The sequence below is a fragment of the Inquilinus limosus genome, from assembly GCF_051487185.1.
Lineage (GTDB): Bacteria > Pseudomonadota > Alphaproteobacteria > DSM-16000 > Inquilinaceae > Inquilinus > Inquilinus limosus_F.
In genome coordinates, this window is record NZ_JAHVDK010000008.1 from 151,598 (window position 1) to 167,108 (window position 15,511).

Sequence of the window (15,511 nt, forward strand, 5' to 3'; positions counted from 1 at the left end):
TCTTACGCCCTCCGCCCGGCGGTCGATTCCGCCATCGCCTGCGCCGTCAGCGCCAGCTCCATCGCCTTGAAACAGTGCTCCTGGCTCATCGCTGTCTCCGTCCGGTTCAGCACGTCGGCGACCAGCTGCCGGCCGAAGGGCAGCTCGACGTTGCTGCAGTCGATCCGCTGCATGCCCTTCCGATCGACCAGGATCAGATGGTCCGTGCCGGGCTGGCCGGTCGGGTCGACATATTTGCGCAGCTCGATATAGCCCTCCGTGCCGAGGATGGTCAGCCGCCCGTCGCCCCAGGTCGGCAGCCCGTCCGGCGTGAACCAGTCGATCCGGATATAGCCGGTGGCGTCCGGGCTGCGCAGCAGCGCCTCGCCGAAATCCTGCAGCTCCGGCGTTCCCGGGTTGGCCCGGTTGGCGACCGCGGCCGAGGCGACCTCGACGTCGAGCGTGCCGGCGAAGAACAGGAACTGCTCGAACTGGTGCGAGGCGATGTCGGTCAGGATGCCGCCGTAGCGGGCGCGCTTGAAGAACCAGTCGGGCCGCTGCTTGCTGTTGAGCCGGTGCGGCCCGAGGCCGACCGTGTTGATGACCTTGCCGATGGCCCCGGCCTGGACCAGCTCGCCCGCCTTGACGGTCGACCGGGTCTGGAAATGCTCGGAGTAGCAGATCGAATAGATCCGCCCGGTCTCGGCCTGCACCCGCCGCACCTCGGCCAGCTGCTCCAGCGAAGTCATGCCCGGCTTGTCGGAGAGATAGTCCTTGCCGGCCCGCATCACGGCGATGCCGAGCGGCGCCCGGTCGGCCGGTATACCGGCCGAGGTGACGAGCTGGATCGACGGGTCCTCCAGGATCGCGCGCGGGTCGGAGACGCGCTTTGCCTGCGGGTAGCGGTCCTGGAACGGGCCGGCCAAATCCTCCTCCGGCGCGTGGAAGGCGACGAACTCGCCCCCGGCGCCGAGCAGCGCCTCGACCTGGCCGAAGATGTGGTTGTGGTTGATGCCGATGGCGGCGAAGCGGATGGTCATTCGGGGTCCCGGTTCAGCGTTTGAGTCCGGTGGTGGCGACGCCCTCGATCAGAAGGCGCTGGAAAAACAGGAAGAAGAAGAACACCGGCAGCAGGGTCAGGACGGACATGGCGAACAGCGCGCTCCAGTCCGACTTGCCGGTCGAATCGACGAAGTTCCGGAGGCCGAGCTGGACCGTGTAGGACCCCATGTCGTTCAGATAGATCAGGGGGGCGAAGAAGTCGTCCCAGGTCCAGATGAAGGAGAAGATCGCCGCCGTGGCCAGGACCGGTTTCGACAGCGGCAGGATGATCTTCCAGTAAATCGTCCAGGGCTTGCAGCCATCCATCATCGCCGCCTCGTCCAGCTCGCGCGGGATGCCGCGGAAGAACTGCACCATCAGGAAGATGAAGAAGGCGTCGGAGGCCAGGTACTTCGGCACCACCAGTGGCAGGAAGGTGTCGACCCACTCCAGGTTCAGGAACAGCACGTATTGCGGGATCAAGGTCACGTGATAGGGCAGCATCAGCGTGCCCAGCATCAGCGCGAACCAGAAGTTGCGGCCCGGGAAGCGCAGCCGGGCAAAGGCGAAGGCGGTCAGCGAGCAGGCGAAGACGTTGCCGATCACCGACAGCACCGAGATCACGGCCGAGTTCCAGAAGAACTGGCCGAAGCTGATGTCGAGCCCGCTCCAGCCCCGGACATAGGCGTCGAGGCTGAAGCTCTCCGGCCACAGCGAGGCCGAGGAGAAGATCTGCGCATCCTCCTTGAACGAGCTGGCGAGCATCCACAGCAGCGGATACAGCATCGCCAGCGAGGCGGCGCAGAGGGCCACATGGATCAGGAGCGACCGCGACAGCGGGCGGCGGGTGGGGCTGCTGAGGACGAGGTCAGTCATCGTAATGCACCCAATAGCGCGCCGACAGGAAGGAGAAGGCGGTGAACAGCGCGATGATCACGACCAGCACCCAGGCCAGCGCCGAGGCGTAGCCCATGCGGAAGTTGCTGAAGGCTTCCTGGTACAGGTACAAGGTGTAGAACAGGGTGGAGTCGATCGGCCCGCCCGTGCCTTCGCTGATGATGAAGGCCGGGGTGAAGGCCTTGAACGCCTCGATCGTCTGGATCACGGCGTTGAAGAACACGACCGGGGTCAGGAGCGGCAGGGTGATGCGCCAGAACCGGTGCCAGGGCCTGGCGCCGTCGATCGCCGCCGCCTCGTACAGGTCGCGCGGGATCTGCCTGAGGCCGGCGAGGAAGATGATCATCGGCGACCCGAATTGCCAGATGCTGAGGACGACGAGCGTCGACAGCGCGTAGTCCGGGTTGGAGATCCAGCTCGGCCCGTGGATGCCGAACAGGCTCAGGAACTGGTTGACCAGCCCGTTGCCGGCGAAGAGCTGCCGCCACAGCACGGCGATGGCGACGCTCGCGCCCAGCAGCGACGGCAGGTAGAACAGGGCGCGGTATACCGGCAGGCCCGCGATGCCCTTGTTCAGCATCATCGCCACGGCGAGCGCGAAGGCCAGCTTCAAGGGCACCGCGAACAGCACGAACAGGAAGGTGACCTGCATCGAGGACAGGAACTTCGGATCGTTGGTGGCGATCCGGACGTAGTTCGCCGCCCCGACCCAGTTCGGAGCCTGCAGCAGGTCGAAATCGGTGAAGGACAGGTAGAGCGAGACCAGGATCGGCCCGGCGGTCAGGCCGATGAAGCCGATCAGCCAGGGCGTCAGGAACAGGTAGCCCGACAGGGCGCGGGAGGTCATCCGCCGCGCCCGCCGCACCCCTGCCGCTCGTCCCGAAGCCTGCACCGCAACAGTCATGTCGTCACCCGCGCTCGAGGATGCTGTTGGCTTCGTCGACGAACTGCTTGGCGCCGTCCGCCGGCGTCGCCTGCTCGAATCCGACCTGTTCGTTGACCCGCTTGAGCAGGAAGTTGATTTCGCCCGCCCCCTTCGGCGGCGACGGCGGCAGGTCGCCGACCTTGTCGGTGATGAAGGTGACGTAGTCGAGCATCGCCCGGCTGAGCTCGTCGAGCGTCGGCGCCACCGCCTCGCGCAGCGCCTTCGACGCCGGCACGCCGCGCTCGACCCCGAGCACCTTCCCGGCCTCGACGTCGGTCACGTAGAAATTGGCGACGCGCACCGCCTCCTCGGCGTTCTGGCTGCGGGCCGAGATGCTGAACAGCATCGACGGCTTCAGATACTGCCCGGGCTTGGCCCCCGGACCGCCGCTCGGCTGCATCGTCATCTTCAGCTTGGTCTTGCTCAGCACCTGATGCGCGACCAGCTGGTTCGAGTTGGTGATGATCGCGGCGGAATGGCCGAGCGCCAGCATGCTGGTCTCCGGCGACTGCTTGTCCAGCGCCTGCACGTCGGCCGGCGGGATCGCCTTCTTCTGGCGCAGCTCGTGCCAGAAGCTGAACCACTCGGTCATCACCTCCGCATCGAAGCCGGGCTTGCCTTCGGCGGTGTAAAGCGCCTTCCCCTTCTGCCGCAGCCAGCAGTCGAGCGCCGGCTCGATGCCGCCGCAGTCGCCGATGCCCCAGAACCCGTCGCGCTTGGAGGCCTGGGCGACCTTGAGCGACCAGTCGCCCCATTGCGACCAGCTCCAGTCCCATTTCGGCTCCTCGGCGCCGATCTGCTGCAGCGTGTCGATGTCGTAGACGATGGCGGTCGAGTTGTTGCCGAGATTGATGCCGTAGAGCTTGCCCTCGACCCGGCCGCAATCGATTGCAGGCTTGCCGAAATCCTCGATCGTCAGGACCGACGGCATGTACTCGTCGAGCGGCAGCAGAGCGCCGCGCCGCGCATATTCGACGATGTAGCGGTAGTCCATCTGGATCACGTCGGGCGCGTTGCGGCCCGCGGTCTGGGTGGCGAGGCGTGGCCAGTAGTCGGGCCAGCCCAGCGTCTCACCGTTGATGGTGGTGCCGGGGTGGGCGGCTTCGTACAGCTTGTTGACCTTGTTGGTGCGGTCGGCGCGCTCCTTGGAGCCCCACCAGAACATGCGGATGCGCTTGTCCTGGGCCCAGAGGGGGCCCGGAGCGCCGGCCAGCGCCAGGCCGGCCGCGGTTCCGCCCCATCCGAGAATCTGCCTGCGGTTCATGCGCAGCGTCGCCATTCGTTTCCTCCTTGCGCTGGTGCCCTTCTTCGCGAGGGACCGTGACACTGGGCGGCCGGTCGCCCGGCCGAATCGTCGTCCTCCGATGCGTCGTCTGGAGGTGAAGTTATAACCAGTTGGTTACAAGCTTGATCGATGCGATGATGGCTGTCAACACGAACACCGGTGGTGCGGCACGGCCGCCCCGACCGCAATCGAGGCCCGCCCAACCGTGAGCATCAGCGACGAGACTGCCGACACTCTGATCGTCGAGAAGCCGAAACGCCCCGCCGCCAAGGCCGTGCGCGACCCGGAACGCACCAGCGCCGCGATCCTCGCCGCCGCGGTGAAGGAGTTCACCGAGAAGGGCTACAGCGGCGCCCGGATCAACGAAATCGCCAAGCGCGCCGGCGCCAACAAGCGCATGTTGTACCACTATTTCGGGGACAAGGAGGCGCTGTATCTGGCGGTGCTGGAGGGCGCCTATGTCGCCATCCGCTCGGCCGAGAGCAAGCTGCACCTCGCCGACCACGACCCGGTCGACGGCATCCGCGAGCTGGCGCTGTTCACCTGGCGCTATTTCATCGACCACCCGGAATTCCTGAGCCTCTTGCAGACCGAGAACCTGATGAAGGCGCGGCACCTGAAGCGTTCCGCCCGCATCTTCGACCTGCATTCGCCGCTGGTCGCCGTGATCTCCGAGCTGCTCAAGCGCGGCGCGGCCAAGGGCGTGTTCCGGGCCGATGCCGACCCGGTCAAGGTCTATGTCAGCATCGCCTCGCTCGGCGCCTTCTACCTGTCGAACCGCTACACCCTGTCGACCATCTTCCGGCGCGAGCTGACCGAGCCCAAGGCCCTGGCCGATTGGGGCGAGCACATCGCCCATATGATCCTCGCTTCCCTGCGCCCCTGATCCCTTCGCCGACCCCTTGACGGACAGGGCCGATCCGTGATCCGCTAGTAACCAGTTGGTTACAATCAAGGCCCGGGATCGACGCCCGTGCCGCAACGGGAGGGAAGACCGGCATGGCCACCCAGCGCCTCGGCATCATCATGCACGGCGTCACCGGCCGCATGGGCTACAACCAGCATCTGGTGCGCTCGATCTGCGCCATCCGCGACCAGGGCGGCGTGCCGCTGCCCAATGGCGACCGCGTGCTGCCCGACCCGATCCTGATCGGCCGCAACGCCGAGAAGATCGAGGCCCTGGCCAAGCGCCACGGCATCGCCCGCTGGGGCACGGATCTCGACCGCGCGCTCGCCAATCCCGACGACACGGTGTTCTTCGACGCCGGCTCGACCCAAATGCGGGCCGAGCTGCTGACCCGCGCCATCGATGCCGGCAAGCATGTCTATTGCGAGAAGCCGATCGCCGAGACGCTGGAGGTGGCCACCAAGCTGGCCCGGCACGCGACGGCCCTCGGCATCCGCCACGGCGTGGTCCAGGACAAGCTGTACCTGCCCGGGCTGCAGAAGATCCGCATGCTGCGCGATGCCGGCTTCTTCGGCCGCATCCTCTCGGTCCGCGGCGAGTTCGGTTACTGGGTGTTCGAGGGCGACTGGCAGCCGGCGCAGCGGCCGAGCTGGAACTACCGCAAGGGCGATGGCGGCGGCGTCATCCTCGATATGCTGTGCCACTGGCGCTACGTGCTGGACAACCTGTTCGGCGAGGTGAAGTCGGTCAGCTGCCTCGGCGCCACACATATTCCGGAGCGGGTGGACGAGGCCGGCAAGCGCTACGCGGCCGATGCCGACGACGCCGCCTACGCCACCTTCCAGCTCGAAGGCGGCGTCATCGCCCATATCAACTCCTCCTGGGCTGTCCGGGTGCGGCGCGACGACCTGGTCACCTTCCAGGTCGACGGCACCCACGGCTCGGCCGTTGCCGGGCTGACCCGCTGTTGGACTCAGCACCGGGTGAACACGCCGCGCCCGGTGTGGAACCCGGACCAGCCGCAGACGATGAACTTCTTCGACCAGTGGGACGAGGTTCCGGACAACGTCGTCTACGACAACGGCTTCAAGGCGCAGTGGGAGGATTTCATCCGCCACGTTGTCGCCGGCACGCCGTGGAAATACGACCTGTGGCAGGGCGTGAAGGGCGTGCAGCTGGCCGAGGCCGGCCTCCGCAGCTGGGCCGAACGGCGCTGGATCGACCTGCCGGCGGTGGAGGGCTGAGCCGTGCCGTCCCTCACCCTCCCCCGCGCCGGCGGCGGTCTCGAGACCTACAGCATCCGCAGCGCGCCGCTGCCGATCCCGGCGCCGGGCAGCGCCCCGGCCTTCAACCGCGTCGCCTATGCCGCGGCGCATGTCGTGGCCGATCCGCTGGCCGACAACGATCCCTGGCTCGACGCCGCGGTCGACTGGGACCGCACCATCGCCTTCCGCCACTATCTCTGGGACCTCGGCCTCGGCGTCGCCGAGGCGATGGACACCGCCCAGCGCGGCATGGGCCTCGACTGGTCGACAGCGAAGGCGCTGATCGGCCGGGCCCTGGCCGGGGCGAAGGAGCGGCCGGGGGCCGTGATCGCCTGCGGCGCCGGCACCGACCACCTGCCGCCGGGCCCCGGCGTGACCATCGCCGACGTGATCGCCGCCTATGAGCAGCAGATCGAGGCGGTGGAGGCGCTGGGCGGAAGGGTGATCCTGATGGCCAGCCGGGCGCTGGCCGCCGCGGCCAAGGGGCCGGACGACTATGTCCGCGTCTATGGCCGGATCCTGTCTCAGGTGAAGCAGCCGGTGATCCTGCACTGGCTGGGCGAGATGTTCGACCCGGCGCTGGCCGGCTATTGGGGCGACGCCGACCACGACCGGGCGATGGACACCTGCCTCGCCGTGATCCGCCACAACGCCGCCAAGGTCGACGGCATCAAGATCTCGCTGCTGTCGAAGGAGAAGGAGATCGCGATGCGCCGCCGGCTGCCGGCGGACGTGCGCATGTACACCGGCGACGACTTCAACTATGCCGAGCTGATCGCGGGCGACGACCAGGGCTATTCCGACGCGCTGCTCGGCATCTTCGACGCCATCGCCCCTGCCGCCTCGGCCGGTCTGGCGCGGCTGACCGCCGGGGACGAGGCCGGGTTCCACGAGATCCTGGCGCCGACCGTGCCGCTGAGCCGCCACATCTTCAAGGCGCCGACCCGCTTCTACAAGACGGGGGTCGTGTTCCTGGCCTATCTGAACGGGCTGCAGGACCACTTCCTGATGATCGGCGGCCAGCAGAGCACACGGTCGCTGCCGCATCTGGCCGAGCTGTTCCGCCTGGCCGACGCCGCCCGCGTGCTGCGCGACCCGGACCTGGCGGTGCACCGGATGCGCAAGGTGCTGGCGCTGGGTGGGGTGGAATGAGGCTGCCGTGAGCGCTCCCCGCCTGCGCGTCGTCGAGGCGCGGCTCTACGAGCGGCCGGTGCGGTTCCGGCTGCCCTTCCGCTTCGGCGCCGCCACCGTCACCGGCGCGCCGCAGGCCTTCCTGCGGCTGACGGTTGAGACGGCGGACGGCCGCCGGGCCGAGGGCCAGGCGGCCGAGCTGATGGTGCCGAAATGGTTCGACAAGGATCCGGCCCTGACCGAGCGGCAGAACTTCGACCAGTTGCGCCGGTCGCTTGCCCTTGCCCGGCCCTTCTATCTCGAGGAGCGGCCCGCCCCGGCCTTCGCCCTGAGCGCCGCGATCGAGGAGCGGCAGCACGCCGCCTGCGCGGCGGAAGGGCTGGGCGGGCTGATCGCCTCCTTCGGCCTCGCCCTGTTCGACCGCGCCGCGATCGACGCGCTGTGCCGGATCGAGGGGATCGACGCGGTCACGGCGGTACGGACCAACCGGGTCGGCCTGACCGCCGCCACCGCGCCGGACCTGGATGATTTCGATCTGGACCGTTTCCTGGCCGGGCTGTCGCCGGACGACCATATCCACGCCCGGCACACGGTCGGCCTGGCCGACCCGGTCACCACTGCCGAGATCGCCGATCACCTCGATGACGGGCTGCCTCAGAGCCTGGAACAAGCGATCGCCGCCTATGGCCACACCCATTTCAAGCTGAAGCTGAGCGGCCAGGCCGATGCCGACCTGGACCGGCTGCGCCGGATCGCCGCCGTGCTGGACCGGCTGCCGGACTATCGCGTCACGCTGGACGGCAACGAGACCTTCGCCGAGGCCGGGCCGGTGGCCGAGTTCTGGGACCGCCTCAGGGCCGATCCCGCCCTCGCCCGGCTGCGCGCCGCCGTGCTGTTCCTGGAGCAGCCGATCGCCCGCGCCCGGGCGCTGGCCGAGCCGATCCACGCATTGGCCGAGCGCATCCCGGTCGAGATCGACGAGTCGGACGCCGATATCGGCGTGTTCCCGCGCGCCCGGGCCCTGGGCTATCGCGGCGTGTCGTCGAAATCCTGCAAGGGCTTTCACCGGGCGCTGCTGAACCGGGCCCGGATCGCCAAATGGAGCGCCGAGGACGGCGGCCGCTACTTCCTGTCGGCCGAGGACCTGACCACCCAGGGCGGCGTCGCCCTGCAGCAGGACCTGGTGCTGGCCGCGCTGGGCGGCGCCGGCCATGTCGAGCGCAACGGCCACCACTATGTCGACGGCATGGCCGGCGCCCCGGCAGCGGAGCAGCGAGCCTTCTTGTCCGCCCACCCCGACCTCTACGCCGAGGCCGGCGGCCGCGCCCGTCTGGCGATCCGCGGCGGGCGGCTGTCCATCGGCTCGGTGCTGGCCGCGCGCGGCCTGGGCACCGCCCTCACCCCAGACTGGTCGGCCATGGCCGACGGACCGACGGAGATCTGAGCCATGGCCACCGGTACGCCTATTGGGGGCCTGTCCATCAACCTCGCCACCGTCCGCCAGCAATGGGACATGCGCCAGGCGGCCGAGGCCTGCCTGGGCCACGGCATCACCGCGATCGCCCCCTGGCGCGACCAGGTGCAGAAGATCGGCCTCGCCGAGGCGGCGCGGATCGTCCGCGACAACGCCTTCCAGGTCACCGGCCTATGCCGTGGCGGCATGTTCCCGGCCGGCGACCCGGAGGCGCGCCAGGCCGCGATCGACGACAACAAGCGCGCGGTCGACGAGGCGGCAGAGCTGGGGGCCGACTGCCTGGTGCTGGTGGTGGGCGGCCTGCCGCCCGGGTCGCGCGACATCGCCGCCGCCCGGCAGATGGTGGCCGACGGCATCGCCGCCATCCTGCCGCACGCCCGGGCCTGCGGCATCCCGCTGGCGATCGAGCCGCTGCACCCAATGTATGCGGCCGACCGCGCCTGCGTGAACACGCTGAAGCAGGCACTGGACATCTGCGACCTGCTGGGCGGCGGCATCGGCGTCGCCATCGACGTCTATCATGTCTGGTGGGACCCGGAGCTGATGCCGCAGATCGCCCGGGCCGGGGCCGGCGGCCGTATCCTGGCGCATCACATCTGCGACTGGCTGGTGCCGACCAAGGATCTGCTGCTGGACCGCGGCATGATGGGCGACGGGGTGATCGACCTGCGCGGCATCCGCGCCGCGATCGAGGCCGCCGGCTTCATCGGGCCGCAGGAGGTCGAGATCTTCTCGGCCGAGACCTGGTGGAAGCGCCCCGGCGACGAGGTGCTGAGGACCTGCGTCGAGCGGTATAAGACGCATTGCACCCTGTAACGGGGGTTGGAGGCGGAGATGGGCGAAGGCAAGACGAGGGTCGCGCTGGTCGGAACCGGCCATCGCGGCGCCGGGACCTGGGGGCGGGAGCTGCTGGCCCAGGTCGGCGACGTGGTCGAGATGGTGGGGCTGTGCGACCAGAACCCGCTGCGGCTGGAGCGGGCGCGGGCGGCGATCGGCGTCGAGGCGCCGGTCTTCACCGATCTCGGCGCCATGCTGCGCGAGACCCGGCCGGACCGGCTGATCGTGTGCAGCCGCGACAGCGCGCATGACGAGCACATCGTCACGGCGCTGGAGGCCGGGGTCGATGCCATCACCGAGAAGCCGATGACGACCACGGCGGAGAAGTGCCGCCGCATCCTGGCCGCCGAGGCACGGACCGGCCGCCGGGTTGACGTCACCTTCAACTACCGCTACGCGCCGACCTCGCAGCGGATCAAGCAGCTGCTGCTGGACGGCGCCATCGGCGACGTCGTCTCGGTCGACTTCCACTGGTATCTCGACGTCCAGCATGGCGCCGACTATTTCCGCCGCTGGCACGCCTATCGCCGCAACTCCGGTAGCCTGTTCGTGCACAAGGCGACGCACCATTTCGACCTGCTGAACTGGTATCTCGCCTCGGAGCCCGAGGAGGTGTTCGCCCGCGGCGAGCTGCGCCATTACGGGCGCAAGGGCCCGTTCCGCGGGCCGCGCTGTAAGACCTGCCCGCATGCCGATGAGTGCGATTTCCATTTCGACGTCTCGGCCGATGCCTGGCTGACCATGCTGTACGAGGACCCGTCGCGCGAGGACGGCTATGTCCGCGACGCCTGCGTGTTCCGCGAGGACATCGACATCCCGGACACGATGAGCGCGGCGCTGCGCTACCGCAACGGCGTCCAGGTCTCCTACTCGCTCAACACCTTCATGCCGATCGAGGGCCATCACCTGGCCTTCAACGGCACCAGGGGCCGGATCGAGGTGCGGCAGTACGAGCGCCAGGCCTGGACCGTGCCGCCGGCCGACGAGATCCTGCTGATGCGCAACTTCGGGGCGGTCGAGCACATCTGGGTGCCGCAGGAGCATGGCGGCCACTGGGGTGGCGACCCGAAGATGCAGGCGATGCTGTTCCGACCCGGGCTGCCGGACCCGCTGGGCCTGCGCGCCGACGCCCGCGCCGGGGCGCTGGCGGTGCTGTGCGGCGTGGCGGCGCTGGACAGCATAGACAGCGGCCGCAGCGTCGCCGTGGCACCGCTGCTGGAGGGCTGAGCGGCGGGCGGCTAGGGCGATCCGGCGAAGAGACAGAACCATCTTGGCTGGCTACTTCCCCCGTCATGGCGAGGCGCGCAGCGCCGTGGCCATCCAGGGGGCCAGTGCCACTGGATGGCCACGCCCCTTCGGGGCTCGCCATGACGGGTCAATGTTTCGAGCCGCTGGTATTATTCGTTCACCCGATTGCCCCGGCCAGTGACCCCGCCTATTGCCGGGCGATCTCGCTGACCCCGGACAGCGTGCACCACCCCGGCTTCCGGGACGTCCAATAGGCCCGTGCGGGCGGCTCGAAGCCCGGATCGGCGAGGCAGCCGACCGACACCGAGATCGCGCCGGGCAGGCCTTCGGCGCGCATGAACACCAGGCCGCCGCAGGTCGGGCAGAAGACATGCTCGAGCCAGCGGCCGGCCTCGCTGCCGCGGCGCCACTGCCGTTGCTCCCCCTCGACCGACACGATCGCGGCCTCCGCGAACCGGGCCCGGACCGCGAAGGCGCTGCCCGTGGCCCGCTGGCATTCCAGACAGCAGCAGGCATAGACGCCCAGCGGCCGGCCCGCGAGCGTCACCCGCAGGCCGCCGCACGCGCAGGACGCGACCCGTGTCCGTTCCTCTCGATCGTCCATGGCCTCGGCCTCCCTGGCCCTAGCCTACATACCGGCTGAGCACGGCGAAATCGTCCTCCGCATGGCCGGCCGCGATCGCCGCCCGGAACACCCGGTCGAAGGCGTCCGGCACGGTGCGGTCCAGGCCGCGCTCGCGATACAGCTCGAGCAGCTGCCGGAAGGCGGCGTGATGCGCCCCGACCGAGGCCAGCGTCGCCTCGTCGCCGGCGAGGCGGCCTCGCCGGACGCGGCCGACGAGATCGGCCACGGCCAGGTCGACCACCGGCTTGAACGCCGGCATCTGCGCCTCGTAGGCGGCGAGCGGGATCCCCTCCGCCCCGCACACCGCGATGCCCTGCAGGGCACCGAACAGCGCGCCCCACATCTGCACCAGGAGGGCGGCGTCGAGCGCCGAGGCATGGCCGGGATCCTCGCCGACATGCTGCGGGTTGCCGCCGAGCGCCTGGAGGACCGGCCGGTGCCGCTCGAACAGCACCGCCGGGCCGGAATAGAGGATGGTCGCGCCCGGCTCGCCGATGAAGTTCGGCGTCGCCATGATCGCGCCGTCGAGATAGTCGATGCCGTGCCGCGCGGCCCAGGAAGCCGCCTCCCGCGCCTGGCCCGGCGAGCCGGAGGTCAGCTGCAGCAGCAGCCGGCCGCGCAGCGCCGCCTCGACCTCCGCCGTCCGCAGCAGCCGGTCGCCAGCGGCATAGTCCGAGACGTTGACGATGACGATCCGCGCGGCGTCCGCCGCGGCCGCCACCGTCTGCGCCGCCTGTGCCCCGAGCGCCAGCAGGGGCACCGCCCGTTCCGCCGTGCGGTTCCAGACCCGGATCGGATAGCCCTGCTGCAGCAGAACGCGCACCAGGGCGGATCCCATCCGCCCCGTGCCGATGACGGAAATCTCAGGCTTCATGTGCAATCTCCGGATGAAAGATCGGCCCGAAATCTACGCTCGACTTGATCCTCATCAAGTACTTACAATGAAATCAGTCACGCACACCGATGTAAGTATTACGGAAATGAAGGCTCATCGAAGCGACGGCTGCGGCTGGAGCACCGCCCTGGCGGTGATCGGCGGCAAGTGGAAGACCGATATCCTGTGGGAGCTGCATCTCGGCCCGCGCCGATTCGGCGAGCTGAGGCGGCTGCTGCCCGGCATCAGCGAGCGGATCCTGACGTTGCAGCTGCGCGAGATGGAGGCCGACGGCATCATCCGCCGCGAGGTCTTCGCCGAGGTGCCGCCGCGGGTGGAGTATTCGGTGACCGAGTTCGGCCTGACCCTGAACGACGCCGTCACCGCCATGTCGCATTGGGGCAAGGCCTACGAGGCGCGGAGGACCGCGACGCCGTCGGCCGCCTGATGGCCTGAGCCGCCGCACCGCCTGATCACCACGAAGCCAGCCTCTTCCCGCGGAACCGGATTTCCGCCACCTTGCCGGCCCAGCGGGAGGAAGCGACGCATGATCGAACTCGACACCAGGCCGACGCCGGACGGGCGCGGATGAGCTCGTCCGCCGATGTCGCCGCCAAGGCCTCCGGCAGCGCCCCGCTGCTGGGCCTGCTGCTGCTGTGCTCCTTCCTCTGGGCCACCGCCTATCTGCTGATGAAGGTGCTGGGCACGGACTTCGCCCCGCTGCCGCTGGCCGCCATCCGCGGGGTGATGGGCGGCGGGCTGCTGGCGCTGTGGCTGCTGGCCCGCGGCCAAAGCATCCTGCCGCGCGGCCGGGAATGGCGCGACTGGATGGTGCTGGGCGTCCTGCAGGGCATCGTCCCGAACACGCTGACCGCCTACGCCCTGGCCGACACCGAGGCCGGGCTGGCGGCGCTGATCGCGGCGTCGAGCCCGCTGATGGTGGCGGTGCTGGCGCATCTGATCTTCCCCGACCAGAGGCTGACCGGGCGGCGCGGCGCCGGCGTGCTGGTCGGATTCGCCGGCATGGCCATCCTGCTCGGCCCCGCGGCCTTCGCCGACAGTCCAGCCGGGCTGTTCGGCCCGCTGGCGATGGCGGCGACGGCCGCCAGCTATGCCTTCGGCGTGCTCTATGTCCGCAGCATCCCGTCCCCGCAGCCGGTGCGGCTGGCGCTGGGGCAGCAGGCCTTCTCCGGCCTGCCGAGCATGGCCGCGGTGCTGGCCGTCACCGGCCCCTCCGCCTTCGCCGCGGTGCCGGCGCACGGGCTGGAGCTGGCGGCCTTCGGCGTCTTCTCCACCGCCGTGCCGATCGCGCTGTACATGCAGATCCTGCGCCTGGCCGGACCGACGCTGGGGTCGATGAACGCCTATCTCACCCCGGTCTGGACCGTGCTGCTGGGCGTCCTGGTGCTGCACGAGACGGTGGGCCCGCGCGAGATCCTCGGCGGCCTGGTGGTGCTGGGCGGGATCGCCATCGCCTCCTCGGCCAACCGCCGCCGCGGGGCCGCCTGAGGGTTCCGCCGGCCGTGCAGCGGGCTATGCTGGTCCGCACCCGTAGGGAGGGACCGCCATGCCCAAGATCGACATCGCCGCCGTACCGGAACACAAGGGCACGGGGTATCCGCCGCCCTTCGACGCGCCCTGTGCGGAGCGCGTGCGGCAGCGGCTGGGCAATGCCGGCGGTCTGACCGATTTCGGGGTCAATCTGATGCGCCTGCCGCCGGGCAACTGGTCGAGCCAGCGCCACTGGCATTCGGCCGAGGACGAGTTCGTCTATGTGCTCGAAGGCGAGCTGACGCTGATCGAGGATGACGGCGAGACGGTGCTGCGGGCCGGCGATTGCGCGGCCTTCGCCAAGAACTCGGGCAACGGCCATCACATGATCAACCGGTCCGGCACGACGGCGGTCTACCTCGAGGTCGGCTCGCGTTCTCCCGCCGACGTGATCACGTGCTCCGATATCGACATGATGAGCCCCAGCAGCGACGGCCGGTTCCTGCACAAGGACGGCACGCCCTATCCCGAGCGCTGACGTCGCCGGGGTTTGCCGGATCGGGCCGCCATCCCGGCGTGCGGATGGCCGTCCTATTGCGGGCGGCGCAGCGCCTCGATGAAGGCGCGCAGCGCCGGCGGCATCTGCCGGCGGCTGGGGTGATAGAGGTGGAAGCCCGGGAAGCGCGGCGACCAGTCCTGCAGGACGCGCTGCAGCCGCCCTGCCTCGACATCGGGCCGGACCTGGCAGTCGAGCATATAGGCGATGCCGACGCCGCCCAGCGCCGCCTGCAGCATCAGGCTGGTGTCGTTGACCACCAGCGGGCCCTCGACCGCCACGTCGAAACCGCGGCCATCGCACTCGAACTCCCAGCGGTAGAGGTCGCCGCCTCCGGGCCAGCGGAAGCGGATGCAGCGGTGACGGCCGAGGTCGGCCGGCGTCTCCGGCACGCCGTGCGCGGCCAGATACTCCGGCGTCGCCACCGCCGCCAGCTCCATCTCGCTGGTCAGCGGCACCGCCACCATGTCGCGCTCCAGCGTCTCGCCCAGCCGGATGCCGGCGTCGAAGCGGCTGGCGACGATGTCGGTGATGGTGTCGTCGACCACCACCTCCAGCTCGACGCCCGGATGTTCCTTATGGAACCGACCCAGCATCGGCCCAACGAAATGGCTGGCGGCGAGGCGTGGCACGTTGATCCGCAGCCGCCCGGCCGGCGTGTCGCGGAAGCGGTTCACCTCCTGCACCGCCTGATCGAACTCGGCGAAGAGCGGCCGCAGCCGGTCCAACAGGCGCTCGCCCGCCTCGGTCGGGCCGACGCTGCGGGTGGTGCGGTTCAGGAGGCGGACGCCCAACCGTTCCTCCAGCCCGCGCAAAGTCTGGCTGAGGGCCGAGGGCGAGACGCCGAGATGCCGGGCGGCGCGGGAGAAGCTGGCCGCCTCCGCCACCGCGGCGAAGGCCTTCAGCTCGGCGAAATCGCTGCCGCGCATTCTGTATCGCTTCCTTCAAAGCCATTGAAGATTATACGCCATTCTCT

At 69.5% G+C, this 15,511-nt stretch carries 16 protein-coding genes; 9 read left to right on the top strand and 7 right to left on the bottom strand.

Features of this window, described 5'->3' with window-relative positions:
- Nucleotides 1–2: 2 nt before the first annotated feature.
- From KXR53_RS11470 to KXR53_RS11485, 4 genes are all read right to left on the bottom strand, one after another.
- Entirely contained in the window at nucleotides 3–1,019 is a 1,017-nt protein-coding gene (locus KXR53_RS11470) for a Gfo/Idh/MocA family protein (RefSeq protein ID WP_437375270.1), read from the bottom strand.
- A 13-nt stretch (nucleotides 1,020–1,032) separates the two neighbouring features.
- Nucleotides 1,033–1,896 (bottom strand): carbohydrate ABC transporter permease, encoded by an 864-nt coding sequence (locus KXR53_RS11475; protein WP_437375271.1) that lies wholly within the window; start codon nucleotides 1,894–1,896, stop codon nucleotides 1,033–1,035.
- A complete protein-coding gene (locus tag KXR53_RS11480) occupies nucleotides 1,889–2,764 on the bottom strand; it encodes a carbohydrate ABC transporter permease (RefSeq protein ID WP_437375272.1) in 876 nt (291 codons plus the stop codon). Before KXR53_RS11480 ends, KXR53_RS11475 begins: the two co-directional genes overlap by 8 nt.
- 61 nt (nucleotides 2,765–2,825) lie before the next feature.
- Entirely contained in the window at nucleotides 2,826–4,121 is a 1,296-nt protein-coding gene (locus KXR53_RS11485; RefSeq protein ID WP_437375273.1) for an ABC transporter substrate-binding protein, read from the bottom strand.
- Between the two features lie 211 nt (nucleotides 4,122–4,332).
- Here KXR53_RS11485 and KXR53_RS11490 point away from each other — a divergent pair, with 211 nt between their 5' ends.
- The 6 genes from KXR53_RS11490 to KXR53_RS11515 all read left to right on the top strand — a co-directional run bounded on the left by KXR53_RS11490 (nucleotide 4,333) and on the right by KXR53_RS11515 (nucleotide 10,968).
- On the top strand, nucleotides 4,333–5,013 hold the full coding sequence (locus KXR53_RS11490) for a TetR/AcrR family transcriptional regulator (RefSeq protein WP_437375274.1): 681 nt from the start codon (nucleotides 4,333–4,335) through the stop codon (nucleotides 5,011–5,013).
- A gap of 113 nt (nucleotides 5,014–5,126) precedes the next feature.
- Nucleotides 5,127–6,278, top strand: coding sequence for a Gfo/Idh/MocA family protein (locus KXR53_RS11495; RefSeq protein WP_437375275.1), 1,152 nt, complete (start codon nucleotides 5,127–5,129; stop codon nucleotides 6,276–6,278).
- A 3-nt stretch (nucleotides 6,279–6,281) separates the two neighbouring features.
- Nucleotides 6,282–7,451, top strand: a complete 1,170-nt coding sequence (locus KXR53_RS11500; RefSeq protein ID WP_437375276.1) for a dihydrodipicolinate synthase family protein — start codon at nucleotides 6,282–6,284, stop codon at nucleotides 7,449–7,451.
- Between the two features lie 7 nt (nucleotides 7,452–7,458).
- A complete protein-coding gene (locus tag KXR53_RS11505; RefSeq protein ID WP_437375277.1) occupies nucleotides 7,459–8,874 on the top strand; it encodes an enolase C-terminal domain-like protein in 1,416 nt (471 codons plus the stop codon).
- 3 nt (nucleotides 8,875–8,877) lie between these two features.
- Nucleotides 8,878–9,720 (top strand): sugar phosphate isomerase/epimerase family protein, encoded by an 843-nt coding sequence (locus KXR53_RS11510; RefSeq protein ID WP_437375278.1) that lies wholly within the window; start codon nucleotides 8,878–8,880, stop codon nucleotides 9,718–9,720.
- Nucleotides 9,721–9,738: 18 nt separating this feature from the next.
- Nucleotides 9,739–10,968: a Gfo/Idh/MocA family protein gene (locus tag KXR53_RS11515; RefSeq protein WP_437375279.1), complete on the top strand. Its 1,230-nt coding sequence runs from the start codon at nucleotides 9,739–9,741 to the stop codon at nucleotides 10,966–10,968.
- Between the two features lie 208 nt (nucleotides 10,969–11,176).
- On the opposite strand, the gene KXR53_RS11520 is transcribed toward KXR53_RS11515, so the two are convergent.
- Together KXR53_RS11520 and KXR53_RS11525 are read right to left on the bottom strand one after the other, a co-directional pair.
- A complete protein-coding gene (locus KXR53_RS11520; RefSeq protein ID WP_437375280.1) occupies nucleotides 11,177–11,593 on the bottom strand; it encodes a GFA family protein in 417 nt (138 codons plus the stop codon).
- Nucleotides 11,594–11,612: 19 nt separating this feature from the next.
- The gene (locus tag KXR53_RS11525) at nucleotides 11,613–12,488 is read right to left on the bottom strand and encodes an NAD(P)-dependent oxidoreductase (RefSeq protein WP_437375281.1); all 876 of its coding nucleotides are present in this window, start codon (nucleotides 12,486–12,488) and stop codon (nucleotides 11,613–11,615) included.
- Nucleotides 12,489–12,594: 106 nt separating this feature from the next.
- Here KXR53_RS11525 and KXR53_RS11530 point away from each other — a divergent pair, with 106 nt between their 5' ends.
- The 3 genes from KXR53_RS11530 to KXR53_RS11540 all read left to right on the top strand — a co-directional run bounded on the left by KXR53_RS11530 (nucleotide 12,595) and on the right by KXR53_RS11540 (nucleotide 14,517).
- Nucleotides 12,595–12,936 (top strand): winged helix-turn-helix transcriptional regulator, encoded by a 342-nt coding sequence (locus KXR53_RS11530; protein WP_437375282.1) that lies wholly within the window; start codon nucleotides 12,595–12,597, stop codon nucleotides 12,934–12,936.
- A gap of 140 nt (nucleotides 12,937–13,076) precedes the next feature.
- Nucleotides 13,077–13,997: a DMT family transporter gene (locus tag KXR53_RS11535; RefSeq protein ID WP_437375283.1), complete on the top strand. Its 921-nt coding sequence runs from the start codon at nucleotides 13,077–13,079 to the stop codon at nucleotides 13,995–13,997.
- A 58-nt stretch (nucleotides 13,998–14,055) separates the two neighbouring features.
- Nucleotides 14,056–14,517 carry a cupin domain-containing protein gene (locus KXR53_RS11540; protein WP_437375284.1) on the top strand — a complete coding sequence of 154 codons (462 nt, stop codon included), beginning with the start codon at nucleotides 14,056–14,058 and terminating at the stop codon, nucleotides 14,515–14,517.
- Nucleotides 14,518–14,570: 53 nt separating this feature from the next.
- Here KXR53_RS11540 and KXR53_RS11545 read toward each other — a convergent pair whose 3' ends face one another.
- Nucleotides 14,571–15,464 (bottom strand): LysR family transcriptional regulator, encoded by an 894-nt coding sequence (locus KXR53_RS11545; RefSeq protein ID WP_437375285.1) that lies wholly within the window; start codon nucleotides 15,462–15,464, stop codon nucleotides 14,571–14,573.
- Nucleotides 15,465–15,511 lie beyond the last annotated feature (47 nt).

Bases quoted from the DNA above. Each gene is read 5' to 3' on its own strand.
- KXR53_RS11535 (WP_437375283.1), top strand. From the start codon at position 13,077: ATGAGCTCGTCCGCCGATGTCGCCGCCAAGGCCTCCGGCAGCGCCCCG.
- KXR53_RS11470 (WP_437375270.1), bottom strand. From the start codon at position 1,019: ATGACCATCCGCTTCGCCGCCATCGGCATCAACCACAACCACATCTTC.
- KXR53_RS11545 (WP_437375285.1), bottom strand. From the start codon at position 15,464: ATGCGCGGCAGCGATTTCGCCGAGCTGAAGGCCTTCGCCGCGGTGGCG.
- KXR53_RS11510 (WP_437375278.1), top strand. From the start codon at position 8,878: ATGGCCACCGGTACGCCTATTGGGGGCCTGTCCATCAACCTCGCCACC.
- KXR53_RS11515 (WP_437375279.1), top strand. From the start codon at position 9,739: ATGGGCGAAGGCAAGACGAGGGTCGCGCTGGTCGGAACCGGCCATCGC.
- KXR53_RS11540 (WP_437375284.1), top strand. From the start codon at position 14,056: ATGCCCAAGATCGACATCGCCGCCGTACCGGAACACAAGGGCACGGGG.
- KXR53_RS11525 (WP_437375281.1), bottom strand. From the start codon at position 12,488: ATGAAGCCTGAGATTTCCGTCATCGGCACGGGGCGGATGGGATCCGCC.
- KXR53_RS11475 (WP_437375271.1), bottom strand. From the start codon at position 1,896: ATGACTGACCTCGTCCTCAGCAGCCCCACCCGCCGCCCGCTGTCGCGG.
- KXR53_RS11495 (WP_437375275.1), top strand. From the start codon at position 5,127: ATGGCCACCCAGCGCCTCGGCATCATCATGCACGGCGTCACCGGCCGC.
- KXR53_RS11520 (WP_437375280.1), bottom strand. From the start codon at position 11,593: ATGGACGATCGAGAGGAACGGACACGGGTCGCGTCCTGCGCGTGCGGC.
- KXR53_RS11485 (WP_437375273.1), bottom strand. From the start codon at position 4,121: ATGGCGACGCTGCGCATGAACCGCAGGCAGATTCTCGGATGGGGCGGA.
- KXR53_RS11480 (WP_437375272.1), bottom strand. From the start codon at position 2,764: ATGACCTCCCGCGCCCTGTCGGGCTACCTGTTCCTGACGCCCTGGCTG.
- KXR53_RS11530 (WP_437375282.1), top strand. From the start codon at position 12,595: ATGAAGGCTCATCGAAGCGACGGCTGCGGCTGGAGCACCGCCCTGGCG.